Origin of the sequence: uncultured Umboniibacter sp. (assembly GCF_947497555.1) — a bacterium.
Lineage (GTDB): Bacteria > Pseudomonadota > Gammaproteobacteria > Pseudomonadales > DSM-25080 > Umboniibacter.
The window spans coordinates 229,356-247,409 of the sequence record NZ_CANMGY010000001.1 but is presented as its reverse complement, the minus strand read 5'-3'; the positions used below and the strand labels follow the sequence as shown (position 1 = coordinate 247,409).

Annotated in this window: 16 protein-coding genes; 8 read left to right on the top strand and 8 right to left on the bottom strand. The window is 49.9% G+C overall.

Going from position 1 to position 18,054, the window contains the following annotated elements; all coding sequences use genetic code 11:
* Nucleotides 1-323 precede the first annotated feature (323 nt).
* Nucleotides 324-1,997 carry a cation:proton antiporter gene (locus Q0698_RS01035; protein WP_298632859.1) on the top strand — a complete coding sequence of 558 codons (1,674 nt, stop codon included), beginning with the start codon at nt 324-326 and terminating at the stop codon, nt 1,995-1,997.
* Nucleotides 1,994-2,896 (top strand): aldo/keto reductase, encoded by a 903-nt coding sequence (locus Q0698_RS01030; protein WP_298632857.1) that lies wholly within the window; start codon nt 1,994-1,996, stop codon nt 2,894-2,896. The genes Q0698_RS01035 and Q0698_RS01030 overlap by 4 nt, the downstream gene beginning before the upstream one ends.
* 7 nt (nt 2,897-2,903) lie before the next feature.
* Here the strand turns inward: Q0698_RS01030 and Q0698_RS01025 are convergent, their stop codons facing one another.
* Nucleotides 2,904-3,665: an SDR family oxidoreductase gene (locus Q0698_RS01025; RefSeq protein ID WP_298632855.1), complete on the bottom strand. Its 762-nt coding sequence runs from the start codon at nt 3,663-3,665 to the stop codon at nt 2,904-2,906.
* Nucleotides 3,666-3,809: 144 nt separating this feature from the next.
* Here Q0698_RS01025 and hisD point away from each other — a divergent pair, with 144 nt between their 5' ends.
* Genes hisD through Q0698_RS01005 form a run of 4 tightly spaced genes read left to right on the top strand, consistent with a single transcriptional unit; the run spans nt 3,810 to nt 7,612 of the window.
* Nucleotides 3,810-5,099: a histidinol dehydrogenase gene (gene hisD, locus Q0698_RS01020; protein WP_298632853.1), complete on the top strand. Its 1,290-nt coding sequence runs from the start codon at nt 3,810-3,812 to the stop codon at nt 5,097-5,099.
* Complete coding sequence (locus Q0698_RS01015) at nt 5,077-6,111, top strand: LacI family DNA-binding transcriptional regulator (RefSeq protein ID WP_298632851.1); 1,035 nt, start codon at nt 5,077-5,079, stop codon at nt 6,109-6,111. The genes hisD and Q0698_RS01015 overlap by 23 nt, the downstream gene beginning before the upstream one ends.
* A 23-nt stretch (nt 6,112-6,134) precedes the next feature.
* Nucleotides 6,135-6,848 carry an alpha/beta hydrolase gene (locus Q0698_RS01010; protein ID WP_298632850.1) on the top strand — a complete coding sequence of 238 codons (714 nt, stop codon included), beginning with the start codon at nt 6,135-6,137 and terminating at the stop codon, nt 6,846-6,848.
* A gap of 2 nt (nt 6,849-6,850) precedes the next feature.
* A complete protein-coding gene (locus Q0698_RS01005) occupies nt 6,851-7,612 on the top strand; it encodes an aldolase/citrate lyase family protein (RefSeq protein ID WP_298632848.1) in 762 nt (253 codons plus the stop codon).
* Nucleotides 7,613-7,878: 266 nt separating this feature from the next.
* Here Q0698_RS01005 and Q0698_RS01000 read toward each other — a convergent pair whose 3' ends face one another.
* From Q0698_RS01000 to Q0698_RS00975, 6 genes are all read right to left on the bottom strand, one after another.
* Complete coding sequence (locus tag Q0698_RS01000) at nt 7,879-9,486, bottom strand: sodium/solute symporter (protein WP_298632846.1); 1,608 nt, start codon at nt 9,484-9,486, stop codon at nt 7,879-7,881.
* A gap of 56 nt (nt 9,487-9,542) precedes the next feature.
* Nucleotides 9,543-10,436 (bottom strand): amidohydrolase family protein, encoded by an 894-nt coding sequence (locus Q0698_RS00995; protein ID WP_298632844.1) that lies wholly within the window; start codon nt 10,434-10,436, stop codon nt 9,543-9,545.
* Nucleotides 10,437-10,447: 11 nt separating this feature from the next.
* On the bottom strand, nt 10,448-11,503 hold the full coding sequence (locus Q0698_RS00990) for an ester cyclase (RefSeq protein WP_298632843.1): 1,056 nt from the start codon (nt 11,501-11,503) through the stop codon (nt 10,448-10,450).
* Nucleotides 11,504-11,594: 91 nt separating this feature from the next.
* Nucleotides 11,595-12,614, bottom strand: a complete 1,020-nt coding sequence (locus Q0698_RS00985) for a cupin domain-containing protein (protein WP_298632842.1) — start codon at nt 12,612-12,614, stop codon at nt 11,595-11,597.
* Between the two features lie 163 nt (nt 12,615-12,777).
* On the bottom strand, nt 12,778-13,734 hold the full coding sequence (locus Q0698_RS00980) for an ester cyclase (RefSeq protein ID WP_298632840.1): 957 nt from the start codon (nt 13,732-13,734) through the stop codon (nt 12,778-12,780).
* A gap of 77 nt (nt 13,735-13,811) precedes the next feature.
* Nucleotides 13,812-14,738, bottom strand: a complete 927-nt coding sequence (locus tag Q0698_RS00975) for a LysR substrate-binding domain-containing protein (protein ID WP_298632838.1) — start codon at nt 14,736-14,738, stop codon at nt 13,812-13,814.
* A 99-nt stretch (nt 14,739-14,837) separates the two neighbouring features.
* On the opposite strand from Q0698_RS00975, the gene Q0698_RS00970 reads away from it, so the two are divergent.
* Both Q0698_RS00970 and Q0698_RS00965 read left to right on the top strand, forming a co-directional pair.
* On the top strand, nt 14,838-15,788 hold the full coding sequence (locus tag Q0698_RS00970; RefSeq protein WP_298632836.1) for a glutathione S-transferase family protein: 951 nt from the start codon (nt 14,838-14,840) through the stop codon (nt 15,786-15,788).
* Nucleotides 15,789-15,800: 12 nt separating this feature from the next.
* Nucleotides 15,801-16,655, top strand: coding sequence for a pirin family protein (locus tag Q0698_RS00965; RefSeq protein WP_298632834.1), 855 nt, complete (start codon nt 15,801-15,803; stop codon nt 16,653-16,655).
* On the opposite strand, the gene phrB is transcribed toward Q0698_RS00965, so the two are convergent.
* On the bottom strand, nt 16,644-18,041 hold the full coding sequence (gene phrB / locus Q0698_RS00960; protein ID WP_298632831.1) for a deoxyribodipyrimidine photo-lyase: 1,398 nt from the start codon (nt 18,039-18,041) through the stop codon (nt 16,644-16,646). The genes Q0698_RS00965 and phrB overlap by 12 nt on opposite strands.
* Between the last annotated feature and the right edge of the window lie 13 nt (nt 18,042-18,054).

Here is an 18,054-nt window from a genome sequence, read left to right as displayed (position 1 = left end):
AATGTAGTTACGAGGGCAAGCCGCCTGTTTTTCCGCAGGAAAGATAGGCCAAAATGTCGTCTGGGAGTGTTATAAAATCGCACCATAAATTGCAGTATAGACACGAAGTGAGTTGTTGCTTTGTCAGTTGTTTTAGATCGCATCGTGCGAACTGACGAAAGTAGCTACAAGGAACTAAGTGTTCGCTTCGATAGGTGCCAAAACGGGGAGAGTAATGGAGCTATAGCGTCCGTATCACTCGCTTTTTTAGGTAGCGATTGTCTCGGCTAAAGACAACTGTGATAATCTCAGAGGTAGCACACAGGGATAATAGGCTAAACCGCATGTTAGACACTCAATCTTTTGACCAATTACTTATAATTTTAGCAGCAGCGTTAGCCTCGGCAGTAATTTTTCGCCGACTCTATGTGCCGAGTATTGTCGCCTTTTTGGTTGCCGGCGCGGTGATTGGTCCCAGTGTATTGGATTGGGTTAGTGAGCCGGAGAGATTTAGCTTTTTGGCTGAATTTGGCGTGGTGTTTTTGCTCTTTGCCCTGGGATTGGAATTCTCGGTTCCCAAGTTGCTCCGTTTAAAGGGGCCGGTCTTTGGTGTCGGCAGCGCACAGGTCTTCCTATGTATGCTGATTTTTGGCTCGTCAGCATATTTCTGGGGGGTGTCACTTGAGGCGGCCTTCGTTATCGCTGGAGCACTTGCCCTGTCTTCAACGGCGATTGTTACCAAAGAGCTGTCTACGTTAGGTGAAGTGCATACTGATCACGGCCGGCTCTCAATCGGGGTGTTGCTCTTTCAGGACCTCATAGCGGTAGTACTGTTAATTGTTGTGCCAGTACTCGGCGCATCAAGCGGAGAGGATCTAGCCTCAGCGCTAGGCTTAGCGCTGGCGAAAGGCTTAATGCTTGCGGCCCTGCTCCTGGCAGTGGGGCGATGGTTGCTGCCTAGTGTTTACCGTGAAGTGGCTAAGTCTCAGTCTAGCGAAATCTTCGTTCTCAGCACGCTGGTCATCGTCATGGTGGCGGCCTGGGTTACTCATGCGGCAGGCTTATCCATGGCATTAGGAGCCTTCGTGACGGGAATGATGCTGGGCGAATGCCACTATAAACATCAAATCGAGAGTGATATCCGTGGCTTTCGAGATATTCTACTGGGATTATTTTTCGTCACCATAGGGATGAGCGTTGATACATCGTTGCTGGTGCAGTATGCCCCACGTATTATCTTCTTTACCTTGGCGTTGATTGGCTTAAAGGCACTGATCATAGGTGGCTTAATTCGTCTCCTAGGTTACCCTGCAAAGCCGGCCGCACAATCTGGGCTGATTCTCTCCGAGGCCGGAGAGTTTGGTTTAGCACTGCTAACTATTGCCGTTAGCTATGGATTACTGCCCAATGAGCAAGCATCGTTCATTATGATCGTAGCGGTGTTGAGTATGGCATTAAGTCCATTCCTTATTCGCCATGGTCATCATGTTGTTGCGCGCTGGTTAAAGCCTAGCAAGTTAGAGGCTAATGATGAGCCAGAATTCAGCAGTGAAGAAAAACTCGTGCTGGTGGGTGGTTATGGCCGCGTAGGTAAAGCAGTAGTGCGGTTACTCCAGGTTCAGCAGGTGCCTTATTTGGTTATTGAGCGCGATCCAGAAGTTGTTGCCGCGGCTAGAAGAAAAGGGATTCGTATCACCTATGGTGACTGCACTGAGCTGAGCATTTTATCCACCTGCGGTATTGAATCGGCCCAACTCGCGCTGTTGAGCTTCGATACCATTGAACATGCTACTGAGGTTATTGAGCATATTCGCAGCGCTGACATTACGACGCCGTTAATGATTAGACTTCCTGACGCAACAGGGATCGAGGAACTGATAGCGGTCGGCGCTAACCATCTATTCCCGGAAATGGTCGAGGCAACTATCAGCGCGGTGAGCAACGTTTCAAAACTACTATCATTGGACGAAACTCTCACAACCAAGGTTGAGAGTGAGCTTCGGAGTGAGGGACTATGACTTTAGCAACAGGATCTCCATTTAAACATACTGGTGAGCTAGGATGGGCACAAGGCTACTGGCGGTTAGCGGCTTGGGATTTCAGTGCGCAGGAAACGCTGAGTTTCCTCAAAGGGCATTTAGACCTCGGTGTATCATTAGTAGATCACGCAGATATTTACGGTGATTACCGCTGTGAGCAGCTCTTTGGCAACGCCCTGGCAATTCAACCAGCAATCCGCCAGCAGCTGCATGTTGTAACGAAGTGCGACATTCAACTTATTTCTGCTAGTAATGATGTGTCGCTGAACCATTACGACACCAGCGCTAAGCATATTCGTAGCTCGGTGGAACGCTCGTTGGCGCGCCTTCAGACTGACCACATTGACACCCTACTACTGCACCGTCCCGATCTGCTTATGGATGTTGATGAGGTGGTTAGCTGCTTCAACGCACTTCGCAGTGAGGGGAAAGTTGGCGCGTTTGGTGTATCCAATTTTAGCGCGAGTCAGTTTGAGTTATTGAATCGGGGTTTCGACCACCAACTCGTGACCAATCAAGTAGAGCTCAATCCGCTTAGCTTTGACGCGTTTGAAAATGGGGCAGTTGATCATCTACAGATGGCTGGTGTCCGACCTATGGCATGGTCATGCTTAGCTGGCGGCGCATTCTTTCGTCCGCAGACGGAGCAGGCGCATCGTGTTATAGCGTGTTTGTCCCAATTGGCGACCAAGTATGACACCTCACTAGAAGGGGTGATCTACGCTTGGGTCATGCGCCATCCGAGTAGACCCATTGTTATTAATGGCAGCGGCAAGATTGAACGACTTGCCAGTGCGATGGCTAAGAGCCAGATAATCCTTAGTCGCGAGGATTGGTATCGGATATGGGTGGCGTCAAAAGGGCACGGAGTGCCCTAAACAACGATCACTGAGCCGTCCAACCACCGTCTACTTTGATACACGAGCCAGTAGTGAGAGAAGACGCAGAGGAGGCCAAGAAAGTTACGGCATTGGCGACTTCGTCGACCTGGCCTACCCGTCCTAATGGGATTCGCTCCATGACAAACTCCTGGAAGGCCGGATCGGCGAACATCGGTGCGGTCATCGGTGTTTCAATGAAGGTTGGAGCCACACTATTCACACGGATATTGTGCTCGGCAAGCTCCACAGCGAGTGCTTTTGTCAAACCTTCAACAGCGTGTTTCGTAGCGCAGTAAACAGAGCGTTTTGGTGAGCCCACATGGCCCATCTGTGAGCCAATACTGATGATCGAACCGCCCTGACCATTAGCGATCATTTTACGAACCACTGAGCGAGTGATTCGAAATAAAGAGCGAACATTCATATCTAGCATGCGGTCGAGGACGTCGTCATCCAGCTCGCTAATAAGCTGAGGTGTATTCGTTCCCAAATTGTTAACAAGGATATCGATGCTTTGGTGCGCACTAATTTTTGTCAGCAGTTCGTCACTGGTAGCATCCAGGCACCAGCCAATCACTTGCTCGCCATGCTCAGCAACTAGCTGATCTAAATCTGCGGCGGTCCGCGCTATCGCAATAACCGTCGCGCCAGCGCTCACTAGCGACTCGACACACGCCTTGCCAATCCCTTTTCCTGCACCAGTTACCAGAGCGGTTCGACCCGTCAAAAGGGAGCTGCTGAAGGGAGTTTTTGAATTCGAAGTCATTCTGAGGGCCTGTCCTGAAATTAGTATATTGATAGAGATTATCTTTTACCTTAGCAGAAAATAAAATACAAATATTGCATTCGAAGTCAAAAATAACTAATCTCCTCATATTGAACAATAAAATTCGTACATATAGGTGCTCCCGTGATTAAAAAATTGAAAGACGGAATTGACGTAGAAGTCGCTAAAAACAATGATCGCGTAGTTCGCGAAACGGTTGAAGGCGTACTTGCTGAAATTGAACAGAATGGCGACGCGGCAGTTCATGCCTACGCTGAAAAATTTGATGGTTGGCCGGCTGATAAACCATTCCGATTGTCTGCTGAAGAAATTCAAGCTGCCTACGACGAACTGCCAGAACAGGTCATCGAAGATATTCGCTTTGCGCAAAAACAGGTTCGTAACTTCGCTCAGATCCAGCGTAACTCGATGAAGGACGTTGAAGAAGAGACCTTGCCAGGTGTTATTCTTGGCCACAAAAACATTCCAATGAACAGTGTTGGTTGTTACATTCCAGGCGGTAAATACCCACTCGTTGCTTCCGCTCATATGAGCGTTGTGACGGCCAAAGTGGCGGGCGTTAAGCGCGTTATTGCCTGTGCGCCACCGTTTAACGGCGTACCACACCCAGCCATCGTAGTGGCAATGGATATGGCGGGCGCAGACGAAATCTACTGCTTCGGTGGTATTCAAGCAGTGGGTGCGATGGCTATTGGTACTGAAACTATCGCCCCAGTTGATATGCTAGTTGGTCCAGGTAACGCATTCGTTGCCGAAGCCAAACGTCAGTTATTCGGGCGTGTCGGTATTGACTTGTTTGCTGGCCCTACTGAGACCTTGGTTATCGCTGACGAAAGCGTAGATGGCGAACTGTGTGCAACGGATCTATTAGGTCAGGCGGAGCACGGACCAAACTCTCCAGCAGTTCTACTCACCAACTCAGAGAAGCTTGCTAACGATACGCTAGCGGCTATTGAGCGTCAGCTGAAGGTACTTCCTACTGCTGACATCGCCGGCAAAGCTTGGGCGGACTACGGTCAGATCGTTCTGTGTGACACCTACGAGGAAATGCTTCAAGTTGCCGATGAACTTGCCTATGAGCACGTTCAGGTGATGACTGAAGATCCTGATTACTTCCTCGATAATATGACTAACTTTGGTGCAATGTTCGTTGGACCCGAGACCAATGTGTCATATGGTGATAAGGTAGTGGGTACAAATCATACCCTACCAACCAATAAAGCAGCGCGTTATACTGGTGGATTATGGGTTGGTAAATTCATCAAGACCTGTACCTATCAGCGCCTTACGGAAGAAGCCTCACACCACATTGGTGAATACTGCTCACGTCTTTGTGCAGTAGAAGGCTTCGCGGGGCACAAGGCACAGGCCGATATCCGCGTGGAACGATATGGAAAAAAGCTCGGTAAATAATAATCAAAAAGTAGCGAAGCCTGCCAACCATCGCGCGACGTCCTATGACGTGGCGCGTTTGGCTGGTGTTTCTCAGTCCGCTGTCTCTCGTTGTTTTAAACCTGGAGCAAGTGTCTCAGCTAAGACACGGGCGAAAGTTATGAAGGCTTCGGATGAACTCGGTTATCAGCCTAATGCGATAGCAAGGGGGCTGATTACTCGCCGCTCGAATATCGTGGCGGTGATTACTACCGAGTTCACCAACTTGAATTATCCCGAGATGATGTCGCACCTCAATGCTCAGTTGTCTGAGCACGGGGTGCACATCTTGCTGTTTACGGTAGGAGCAGCGAGCGATATGCGGGTTGTGCTTGACCAAATCTGGCAGTACCAGGTGGATGGTATTATTGCCGCCTCGCAGTTTTCCGACGACCAGATTGAGCAGTGTCGTAAGCGAGGGATTCCACTCGTTTTTTATAATCGTGTGTTCTCCGACTCGAGTATCTCTTCGGTGGGCTGCGATCATTTTGAAGGTGCTAAGCTTTTAGTCGATCATTTGCAAAAGCGCGGACATAAGCGGTTTGCTGTATTCAGTGGTCCTAGTGACTCAGCCGTCGCGCAGGAGCGTCTTCAAGGAGCGATGAGCCAATTGAAATACGCCGGCGCGCATTACGATGTCTATCAGGGTGACTACACCTATGACAGTGCAGCGGCAAGTACTGTAGCAATGATGTCATCTGACCGTGAGCTACCCCATGCGGTGATCTGTGCGAACGACATTATGGCGATTGGCTGTATTGATACACTTAGAGCGAAGTACGGCTTGCGAATCCCCGAGGATTTGTCGGTAGTTGGCTTTGACGGTATTGCGGCATCTAAGTGGCAGGCCTATGATCTGACCACGATTGTTCAACCGCTTGAACGCATGGTGGAAGCCACCGTTAGTATGTTGATGGAACGAATTGAAGATTCGTCCGTTCCCGCAGAAAAACGACAGTTTGGCGGAAAATTAAAAGTCGGGTTGAGCGCATAGGTTCAGCCCTAAAGGCTGAATTTATGAAATGTGAAAAGATCCTCTTTATTCCTGGCTCGCTGTGCGATGAGCGCCTTTTTGCGCCGCAGTTAGCCACCTTTGAAGATCGCTATCACTGTGAGGTAGCGAATCACTCTCCTAGCGATATTTCGATTAGCGCGATGGCGCAACGAGCGCTAAACAGTATTGCGGGTGAGTTTCATCTCGTGGGTCTCTCCATGGGCGCTATTATTAGTTTTGAGATCCTTCGAGTTGCACCCGAGCGGGTCAAGTCGTTGGCAATATTGGACGGTAATCCTAGGGCTGAAAGGCCGGAACGCCTCGATGTGCGAGCGCAACAGCGTCAACTGGCAGCGCAACGCGGCGAAGTGTTCATCAAAGACCTACTATTAGGCGAATTATTCCCGATGTATGTCGCGCGGGAGAACCTGAGCAATACGGCCATTAAAGGCTGTGTGCTCGATATGGCGCGGGACGCTGGCGTTGAGGCGTTTGATGCGCAATGGCAAGCATTAGCCACGCGGCCAGAAAGCTCGGCATCGCTTGCTCAGATTAGCGTACCTACCCTGGTGATGTGCGGTGCCGAAGACGCACTCTGTAGCCCCGAAATTCATGCGGAAATGGCCGCTGCTATTCCCAATTCAACCCTAGAGGAGATACCTTCGGCAGGTCATTTGGTGACTTTAGAAGCTCCTCAGGCTGTTAATTATTATCTTGAAAAACTATGGAATCGATAACAATGACTAAGACGCTTAAGCAACGATTAGCGAACCAAGAGCCTTTAGTAGGGACGTTTATCAAGACACCGTCAATGATGCTGGCAGAAGTTCTGTCGCGAACAACGATGGATGTAGTCTGTCTCGATGCGGAGCACTCTCCCTTCGATCGCAAGGACATTGATTCAAATATCTTTGCCTATCGCGCCGGCGGTATGCCAGTGCTAGTGCGCGTTCCCTCGGCTGGGCACGAACAGTTGTTGAATGCCTTAGACTGTGGCGCTACGGGTGTAGTTGTTCCCCATGTTGATAGTTTGGCTAAGGCTCAGGATATTGCTAAAGCGTGCCAGTATGGTGACGGTGGCAGAGGTTATGCAGGCTCAACGCGCGCCGCGAACTATGCCGGTAATACCGTGACTCAGAATCTTGAGCACGCTGCCAGCAACACCGTCGTGATTGCGCAGATAGAAGACCTAGCTGCATTTGATGAGATTGAAGACATTGCCGCAGTAGAGGGCATTGATTGCCTATTTATTGGCATGATGGATTTGACGGTAGCGCTAGGCGAGACCACGCCTCGTGCGCCGGCAGTTGTCGAATTGGCTGAGCGAGTTTGTCTTGCAGCAAAGAAGACCGGAAAGTCAGTTGGGATTTTTGTACCGTCAGCGGATGACGTCGCTTTTTGGGTTGAGCGCGGTATTAGTCTATTCCTGATGTCGTCGGATCACACGTTCATCAAGCAGGGCGCTAATGCCTTAGTTGAAGGTGTCTCGAAACACTTCTAGCTCTTAGTCAATGGGGAAATTATTCCAACTGATTTGTTACGGTAGAGCGCTTAACATACTGTTGCACTGTTTGTTGGCTAACAGTCGATAAATTTAACAAGGCTTCGTGCGAACCTGCTGAGACGGCAGCTGAGCATGAAGCCTTTTTATTAGTTGAAAATAAAGTAGCCATTTCTCTGTCGACAGAGGAAATAGCGCAGAGCTTTCTTTAGTGATAGAACAAAAAAAGGCCGGGCAAAGCCCAGCCTTCTATATCGTTGCTATCCCTAGATGAAGGCGTTAAATGCCCACAGTGCTATGATGGACGCTACGAAGAAGCCCAGTAGATAGAGGCTAGCTCTGTCTAGTTTACCGGGGAGCAACGACCAACCGTTCTCGGTAGTCGGGGTGCCCGTTTCTGCAAACCATTTACGCTGGCCAACAATCGTGTACTGCGAGTGTTCCTTCGCTTTACCGTCAAGAATGAGGCTGGCTGCGAGTGCCACAATTGTATTGGTGATGGCGCCGATAGCACAGAACCAAGGCCATGCTATGTCCGTGTAGCTTGCTACATACCACACCGACGCGAAGCCAAAGAGTACACCAATTAACACGCCACGCTCGGTAGTGTGCTTGGAGAAGATACCCAAGCCAAAGAGACTCAGCTTAGCACCCACAAAGAACGATCCTACCTTCGATAGTGTCTCTAGGATTGAGCCTTCACTGCTAGCATAAAGAATTGCTGGGCCGATGATCATTGCCGCCCAAAACACGGTAAACCAACGTGAGGCCTTGAGGTAGTGCTCATCGGAGGCCTCAGGCTTAAAGAACTTTTGATAGATATCAATGGTGGTAACCGTCGACATTGAGTTCAATGCTGAATCCAACGATGACATTGAGGCTGCAACCACCGCTGCTGCAATTAGCCCCATCAAACCGGGGATAGCTAAGGTGGAGGCAAAGTCCAGAATGATCGTGTTGCCGTTCTCGAAGGTTTTGCCGTCATAGTAGTTATGGAATAGCACGCCTAACAGCAGGAATAGGAAGTAAATGAAGATCGCGCCGTAGCCCATCATCATGTAGGACTTCTTGGCGTCACCGATGTTCTTCGAAGTCAGTGTACGCTGAACCATCATTTGGTTCGCACCATATACGGTGATATGGAAAAGCGTCATGGCAATTACGCCACTCCAGACTGTTGAGACTTCGGCGAGAGAGAACTTAGTGACTAAGGCATCTGTCATGCCTTTATCCTTAAGTGATTCCAACGTGGTCATCAGTCCATCTGGCAAAGCGTCTAACAATGCCGCGAAGATGATCAACGCGCCAATGAGTAGGATACCCGCCTGGACTACGTCGGTCCAAATTACCGCGGCAATACCGCCCATCATGGTGTAGAGCAGGGCAATGATGGTCACAATGATAATCGCCTCAGTGACGCCGAAGCCGGTGATGAAGTTAATCACTAACGCGGTAGCATAGACCGCCGCAGCGGTGGTTAAACCCTGCGAGGTCAAGAAGATGGCGCTCATTACAGTACGAGCTTTTAAACCGAATCGCTTCTCAAGGTAGTCGTGGATTGAGGCCACGCCACTGTTATAGAAAAACGGTAGTAAAAAGGTGATAACAAAGACAATAACCAGCGGATAGTTGAGGTGAATGGCAATGACGGCCATGCCTTCGCTGTAGGACCATGCAGGTCCACCGAGGAAAGATAAGGCGCTCACATAGGTTGCGACGACTGAGATCCCAATGGCCCACCAAGGAATACTTTTATCGCCCAAGAAAAAATCATTGGTAGATTGCACTTTGGTGCTTAAGAATACGCCTAGACCAATGTTGGCAATCAGGTAGACTGCTAAAACGCCCCAGTTAAGCGCCCCAAATTCGTACATAGATTTACCTCATCATTATTATTGTGTTAATTCAATGCCAGCGCTATTTAATACTGTTAGCGAGCTAACCGGTAGAACGCTGCCGCATTATCATGAAAGATAGCGTCTAAATTAACGTTTCCTATCTGATTGCAGCACTGAAGGTAAGCTTGAACTAGTTGTTCATAGTTTGCATGAAGCCCGTCCACTGGAAAGTTCGAACCGAACATAATCCGCCTGTCACCGAAGTTATTGAGGACGTGTTCGATAAATGGCATGAAGTCAGCTGGACTCCAGCTATGATTAAACATCACTAAGCCCGATAGCTTACAGTGGATATTGGGATTCTTAGCTAACTCCGTGATTCCCGCCTTCCAGGTTTCGAAGCCAGCACCACTTTGGTACCACGGAGAGCCCATGTGGCATAGCGATACCGACAGTGAAGGGTGCGCCTCTAATAGCGTGGCCATGCGAAGCATCTGCTCAGGAATAAGTTGCAGGTCAAAGCTGAGTTGCTGCTGTTCAAGCAGCCCTAAACCCTTACTAAAAGCCTTCGAAGAAATAAGGCCGTCGGTGCCGGTTTGGGCATCCTCCGCTGGAGATCGACCTACAATTTGGCGTATGCCTCTGAGCGAGTTTAGCGACGCAAGCTGATGGATCTGCGCTTCCGTGTCATCGGCTGCCAGATCGCAAAAACTAACTTGCGCCGATGGTAAGCGGTTGTCATTCGCTTGAACATCAATCCACTGTGCCTCGTTCAGGCCATTCTCTGCGCCAACTTGAATATGAACACTGTCCACAACATTTAGCTTACCGTGGTCGGATTGAAAATCCGCGCTGAGGTAATCGCGTTGGATTGCAGTAGGATCGCCGAAAAAACGGGTGACACCACGTTGTATCAGCCAAGGATAGTGTACCTTAGCGAGATCCCACAAATGATGGTGGGAATCAATAATGCGATCTGGTGTCATGAAACGTCCTATTATTCAGCAGCGAGTAGCGCGTTCTGAGCACGGAATACCTGAACCCATACTGATAACTCATCAAAAATATTCCACTCTTCGGTGATCTGGCCATCGATGATGCGGAAATGGCTCTCGCCGAGAATGAAAATTGGTGCGCCTGTCGGACTGCCGTAAAGCACGGTGCCCAGATGGTCACCCTTGAGTGTCCAACGAACAGCAACATCAGAACCGCCATCTTTATGTTCATTTGAACACACATAATCGGCACTAAAGCGAATGCCACTTAGCGAGCCTAAAAGCTGCAAGTAAAACTGCATGATTTCCTGATGGCCATTGAGCTGGCGCTTGTTCACTCCGTAGAAACGGGCGTTCTCAGCGTAGTACTTTTGTACATCGCCAACCATACGGGCGTTCCAGATATTGTTGAGCGCAGTGACCGCAAGCTCTTCATCGCTGCTAGGTGTTGCGGCGATACGGAGTGGTTTAATGGCATCAAGGCGAGCTAGTTCGCTGCCAATGTAGTCTTTTAGGCGATCAGATAACGGCAATGCTGCCTTATCTTTTGCAACCTCGATAGGGTCGAAGCCAAGCTGCTCGGCCAAGCTGAAGTTATCGCGAACTAGCCATTCCTCAACAATCTTGTTGTCCTTGCACACGCAGTGAGCAATGACTGGAATGATCGCATGTTTACCGGTTGCTGGACCCAGGTCACTCGGGCCCGTGTTAGTCATATGAGTGCGAATACGGTGCGAAGAATGATAACCGTTTTCCGCATCACCACCCCAAATAATATCTTCCGCATGGAGCGTTCTGTCAGGGAAAGCTGCCATGGTATTGAGGGTATTCTGAGTCACTTCTTCGGCACCGACACTGACACCAGCAATGGTGTAAACCGGACAATCGTCCGAATAGTAGTCATAACAAAGACCAACTTGCTTACCTTCCCAAATACGGTAGGTAATGCGGAGGATGTAATCCACGATGTCGGTAAATTCAGGATCAAAGCCCGCCATACTGCCAGTTTCAGAAGTTTCAGACGGCGCTGAGTCGAAGTGATTTTCTAGGCGATTCATAGTTTTTCTCCGGTCAGGCTAGTTGGCGCTGACTCTCGTTAAAATGAAAAGGGCGTAAACTAGCGCGAAATAGTCATGCCCAGAAAATGCTTTAGCTAAAGCTCGCAGCTTGAGGAACGTCCGCACCGCGAGCGACGATGACATCACACAGTACGTCAGCACTGTTGCGGAAGCTGCGAGTTGAACCTACTGGAATGGTGATCAGATCACCTTCGTTAAGTACCCACTCTTCGCCATCAACAGTCACTGACAAGCAACCATTGTGAACAAATAGTACTTCTTCTTCGGCACGGGTATGAGCGGCGGTGCTTGCGTTAGGCTCAAGCTGAAGACGACGTGATGAGAAACCGTGGGTCCAGGCCATTTTAGCTGCTGGAAGTGCTTCGTCAGTGCTGGCCGCGCCAACAACAGCAATCTCTTTAACGCCATTGCCGTTAAGGCCGCCAACTGGCTGCTCAGCCAACTGATCATTAGTAATTACGCAACGCAACATCTGCTCGACCGTCATTGAATCAAAGTTAGGGACGTCTGCTGCGGTGGTGGGGGTGCAAAGTACTGCATCCTCCGGCACAACATCACCGGCAAGGGTGTCTAGAAGGCGACCGTCATCTAACAGTACTAGACCATGCTTTGTAGCCTGCTCATACACGTAGGGTGCCCAGTGAACCTGTCCTGCCGAACCATCTTTGTTCAGACCTAAGATACAGAACAGGAAGCCTTCGTCATTACCCACATTTTCAAAACCGCGGAAAACGTTAGTTGGAATAGAGATAGTGTCACCTTCCTCTAGGACGGCTTCACCGTCTGTGCCGTGTTCACCCCAGGTGAACTTCCAGCTGCCCTTGTGGACAACGAAGACTTCGGCGGTATCGTGGCTATGGTGTGAGTTCTTACAACCGTTCGGCTGCTTTGCTGCACCAATATCAAATGGGTGCGGGTATTTAATGTGAACAACCTGTCCTGGGTTCTCAGCGACGCCTTGACCAATCAAGCAATAATTCTGCTTCTTGTCGCTGCCAGGGGTACGTGCGTCAATAAACGCAGTGGTGCAGGGAACAAGTTCGTCATAACGGAGAACGCGTTGAGCGATGGATAGATTTTCTTGGGACATGATGTGCCTCTAACAATTATGACACCCCTGATTTAAGGTGTTTGAGTTGAAATGATGATAATGTACTTCGAATGCAAAAAGCAAGTTAATGACAACCTGCATAGTGATAATTAGTCCGCGATCTCGGCTTAAACATTGGGCATTTTAGTCGTTTTTACAACGACTAAGCGGTGCGACAGAAACGCTCATCCATCAACTCGAACACATTAAGTCCAAGTTGAAGAAGAATGTGGACAATATCGATCCCCACCCAGTTTTCTTTCAGCTTGTCGCCGTCGCGTCGCCAGATATCCATTACGCGCAGGGTGATGGACTGCCCTGTTGCAGCGAGGCCCAACCAGTGCGGACCGGTATGGGTTGCTGACATGTGCGGCCAGCCGCCGGTAGCTGCGAAGTCGCCTTCGCCCACATAGCAGGTGGAGACATCCACACTTCGATCTGGAAAACCGCGAAGGAATGGACCTTGATGTAATCTACGGAAACCATCAATGCCACGCGTAGTACCAATTCCCGCCGGGCCGTACCACATGAAATCGTCATGCCAGTAGTCCGCCAGCTTCATTGATTCCAAGGACTTGCCATCGTAACGGCCGAGTTCAGCGAGCATATTTTTGATGAGCTGAACGGTACTTAAACTGCTGTTTTGCTGAGCGTCAGAGGCGCGTGTTGGCGCCATGATCAAACCATCAAAACCCAGTGAAGGGCGAATAGGGTTTACACCCACCTGATTCATAGCGTCAAGGAAGTCCAGAATCACTTCACCGCGATTGATAAGTCCGTCTTTAATGCCAACGATCTCGGTGAAACGAAGATGAAGGGCGCGTCCAGTAGCAGGGATGCCGAATAACGGCGACACTAAGTTGCCAATAAAATATCCGGTTGCCATAACCCACTGTTGACCATTGTCATCGCCGGCAACGTCAACGAGGACCTTGCGCTCAACATCTGGCATCGCTTCGGCAATTGGCTGCCAAAACCTTTCCACACACTCGCTAAGGCTAGCTAGATCATTAATAGGGTGTGCAGCAGCCCAGCTAAAATCGTCACTAACGAGTGATGATAGCTGCTCAGGAGAGTGCTTAAGAGTCTGGTAGAATAACTCGACAATGTGTCGGCTCATAGGGATCCTTGAGATAATTTTGACTTCGAATGCAAAATTAGCTCAAGAGCTCGAATGTTGCAACAAATTTGCTTAAATTATTTAGTTTTTTGTGCTTCGTAACTGTTAGTAATTAGCTTCGCCAATGCCTGTGTAGCTTTCCCGGCATGATTTAGCTGCCAGGCTACATAGCTGCTTAGCTTCGCCCCATTTGCGGAGGACAGTTCAACCAACTTACCGCTTGCTAGATCATGAGTGATCTCATGCCGGGGCAAGTGGCCGATACCTAAGCCATTAACTATGGCCGCCTTCTTCTGTGAGCGGGTTTGGACAAGAAGGTCAAAACGTCGGTCCGCTAAGCCTGCCTGTCGGGCAATATTTAGCTGGACGGTGTCGCGAAGGATGACCCGTTTTACGTCATCTAGCTGAGCGAGACTGGCGGAAGGATGTAGCGTCTTGCCCCGCTCAGCGGGGAGGTTTCGCAGGCTCGCCGAAGTTCCTACAAGCGCCATATCTAGTTCATCTAGAGCAACACAGCGAAAGTTATGCTGCGGTGGAATAGGACCGGGAACACCAACCAACAGATCAATCGTTCCCTCCGAGAGCGCTTCCCAACCGCCATTCAACACGGTCTCCACCAACTCAATCTCAATGTTTGGGTGGTTCAGGCAAAAATCCCGTAGCGCTTCGTAGAACGGTGACTCGTCCAGCGTGGCTTCCAGGCCAATACGAATACGGGGTTCCCAACCCTGAGCGCGCTCGAAGGCACGATCTTGAAGCCCTCTTAAGTGCTGCAAAATTTCTCGTCCGTCCGTGAGTATTAGCTCGCCTGCGGCAGTGAGCACCGAACGACGGCCCTCACGTTGGAATAACGTCAGCCCAAGTTGATCCTCGGCTTTTGTGATGCTGTAGGACAACGCAGCAGTTGTGCGTTCTAATTCTTCAGCAGCACGGGCGAAGCTACCTCGACGATCGATAGCGTCGAGAATGATTAAGAGCTGAACATCAATGAGTTCTTTTTTCAAACTGTTAAACCCTACTTAACTAATTGGTTAAATTATGAGTATTTTTTTAATGATTAGCCAGCGCTATAGTAAACCCATCAAAAATAAGGAGCATTAAAAATGGGTTTATTACAGAACGGCGAGTGGGTTGATAAGTGGTACGACACGAAGTCTTCAAATGGTGAGTTTCAGCGTCAGGACAGCGCCTTTAGAAATTGGATAACGCCTACCGGCGAAGCGGGACCTACTGGCAAGGCTGGATTCAAAGCTGAGTCTGGTCGCTATCACCTCTATGTAAGCTTGGCGTGCCCTTGGGCGCACCGCACCTTAATCTTTAGAGAGCTGAAATCATTGAGTGAGCATATTGACGTCGCGGTGGTTGACTATCTAATGCTTGAAAACGGCTGGACGCTGAAAGATCCCCTTTATCAGAAGTCCTTTCTCTATGAATTGTACTTACAGTCAAAGCCCGAGTACGAAGGGCGCGTCACCGTTCCGGTGCTCTGGGACAAGCAGACCGAGCAAATTGTCAGTAATGAGTCTGCCGAAATCATTCGAATGATGAATTCAGCCTTCAATGACTTGACCGGCAATGCCGATGACTACTACCCAGAGTCGTTGCGCGGCGACATCGACGAGATCAATGAACTGGTTTATCACGCGGTTAACAACGGCGTATACCTCAGCGGATTTGCAACGCATCAAGCGGTGTATGAACGTCATGTTAAGAAGCTCTTTAATGTCTTAGATCAGCTTGAGGAGCGCTTGGGAACACAACGCTATCTAGTTGGTGAGCAGATAACTGAAGCGGATTGGCGCCTATTTACCACCCTTATTCGCTTTGACAGCGTCTACGTTGGCCACTTTAAGTGCAATCTTCGCACCATTGAGAGTTACCCGAATTTATCAGGCTACCTCAGAGAGCTATATCAAGTGGGTGGTGTGGCGCAGACAGTGGACTTCGAGCACATCAAAGGTCACTACTATGAGTCACACCTTATGATCAACCCTACGGGTATTGTCCCTGCGGGCCCAACCGTGGATTACACGCTTCCCCATGGGCGCGGATAAGGAGATATTAAAATGACAACTGAACGAAAGTTAGAGCAAAAGGTACGCTCCATGGAAACCGCCGATGGCGATGGAGTTAAAATCCGACGTATTGGCGGCCAAGCGATGCAACAGCGAATGGATCCGTTTCTCATGCTTGATGAGTTTAACAGTGACCAGTCGGCGGACTATATGGGTGGCTTTCCCAGTCACCCACACCGAGGTTTTGAAACCATCACCTATATGAAGGCGGGCAAGATGCGTCACCGCGATCATATGGGCAACGAGGGTGTCATTGGTCCAGGCGATGTACAATGGATGACGGCGGCACGGGGGGTCATTCACTCGGAGACACCCGAACAGTTGGACGGCTTAATGCAGGGTTTTCAGATCTGGTTGAATCTACCCGGCGCAGAGAAGATGAAGCCTGCTGCCTATCATGATTTCAATGCCGGTGAACTGGCTAGAGCAAAATCCGCTAGAGGTTCTGAGATAGCAGTGATTGCTGGGTCCGTAGCGGTGAGCTTTGGGGCCGAGCCGCAACAGCAGTTAGAAGGACCATTACCCGCGATGACCACGAAGCCTCATTTGATTGAGATAGAGCTGGCTGCTGATGAGGCGGTTGAATTGAGCTTTAATCGCGAGGAGCCAGCCTTTGTATACGTCTTTGAAGGAGCAACAACGGGACTAAAGCAGTGGGAAATGGGGCTCTATAGTGCGGGCGAATCACTGAAGTTATCCGCTACCAACAATGGCGCAACACTTCTGGTGTTAAGTGGTAAGCCCATCAAAGAGCCGATAGCGCAATACGGCCCGTTTGTTATGAATACTCGGGCAGAACTAGAGCAAGCGATGAGTGATTACCGCTCGGGGGTCTTAACTGACTGATTTTTCCTTCGCATGAGCAAAGGCAGTAAGTACTTTGTCTTTGCTCTTCGAGCGATCAATGATTGGCGGGCAATAGTTTGCCGTGAGTTGATTTTTTTCGAACCAAGCGTGGGGTTCATGGATAGCCTTATCCGGAAGCTCTCTCAGCTCGGGAATCCAAGTGCGAATGAACTCGCCATGCACATCGAATCTCTGGCTCTGTCTAATAGGATTGAAAATCCTGAAGTACGGGGCCGCATCAGCCCCTGCGCTGGCCGCCCATTGCCAGCCCCCGTTATTGCTGGCGAAGTCGCCATCTATCAGCACTGACATGAAGTAACGTTCACCCCAGCGCCAGTCAATCATCAAATCCTTACAGAGAAAGCTAGCCACCACCATTCGCAGACGATTGTGCATCCAACCAGTGCTATTCAGACAGCGCATGGCGGCATCCACAATGGGAAAGCCAGTCTTGCCCTGGCACCAGGCTTGAAAATGTTCCTCGTGATTATCCCAATGAATCAGGTCCGTATAAGGTTGAAAGGCTCGGTTTTTGGAAATGTCGGGATAGGCAAACATTAAGTGGCGGTAAAAATCTCGCCAAATAAGTTCACTCAGCCACACGGATTCTCCGTCGTTGAGGTCCGCAACGCTTCGCCCCTGTAGTAGGGATCGAACACAGGACTGAATGGAAATAGCCCCAATGGCTAGGTGAGGCGAAAGCTTGCTGGTGCCTTCTATCGCAGGGAAGTCGCGCAGCTTGTCGTATTGGCTAGCGCCCAACTGCACAAAGTCCTGAAGTGATTGTTCAGGATTCAACCAGACATCAACCTCCGGCAGCTGCGTTAGCTGATTTAGCGTAAAGTCTTCAACGTCTGCGGACGGCGCAATAGGCCGGAGCTGACTGGTGGGGCGAATAGGCTGAACTAGTGACTCGTTCCAACGGCTAAGCCAAGCCCGCTTGAACGGCGTGAAGACCTTAAACATGGTGCCCTGACCTGTAGTGATGGACCCCAGAGGCTGGACGGTATCAATACCGTAAAAGCTGACATTGCCGGAAAAGTGATCGCTTACGTACTGGTCGCGTTGATATTCATGTACCCCACAATCTCGGTTGGCGTAGATGCCAGCGCAGTTGTGATGGGTCGCTAGCCTGACAACCGCCTGCGCCGCCTCCTGAAAGGTACCCACTGAGCAGATTTGGAGAGTAACCCCTAATTCAGCGAGCTCACGGTTCAGCTCCCTGAGTACATGCATTTTCAGCGCTCGCTGATGTGGCGAAGCCGCGTGTTGCTGACTTACCTCAACGTACACCGCGGAGACGGGAGTATTCGTCTCCAGCGCGGTGCTGAGTGCAGGGTTGTCATGGGTGCGCAGGTCATTTCGAAACCAAACTAGCTGTGACATGGAACCGTTTACC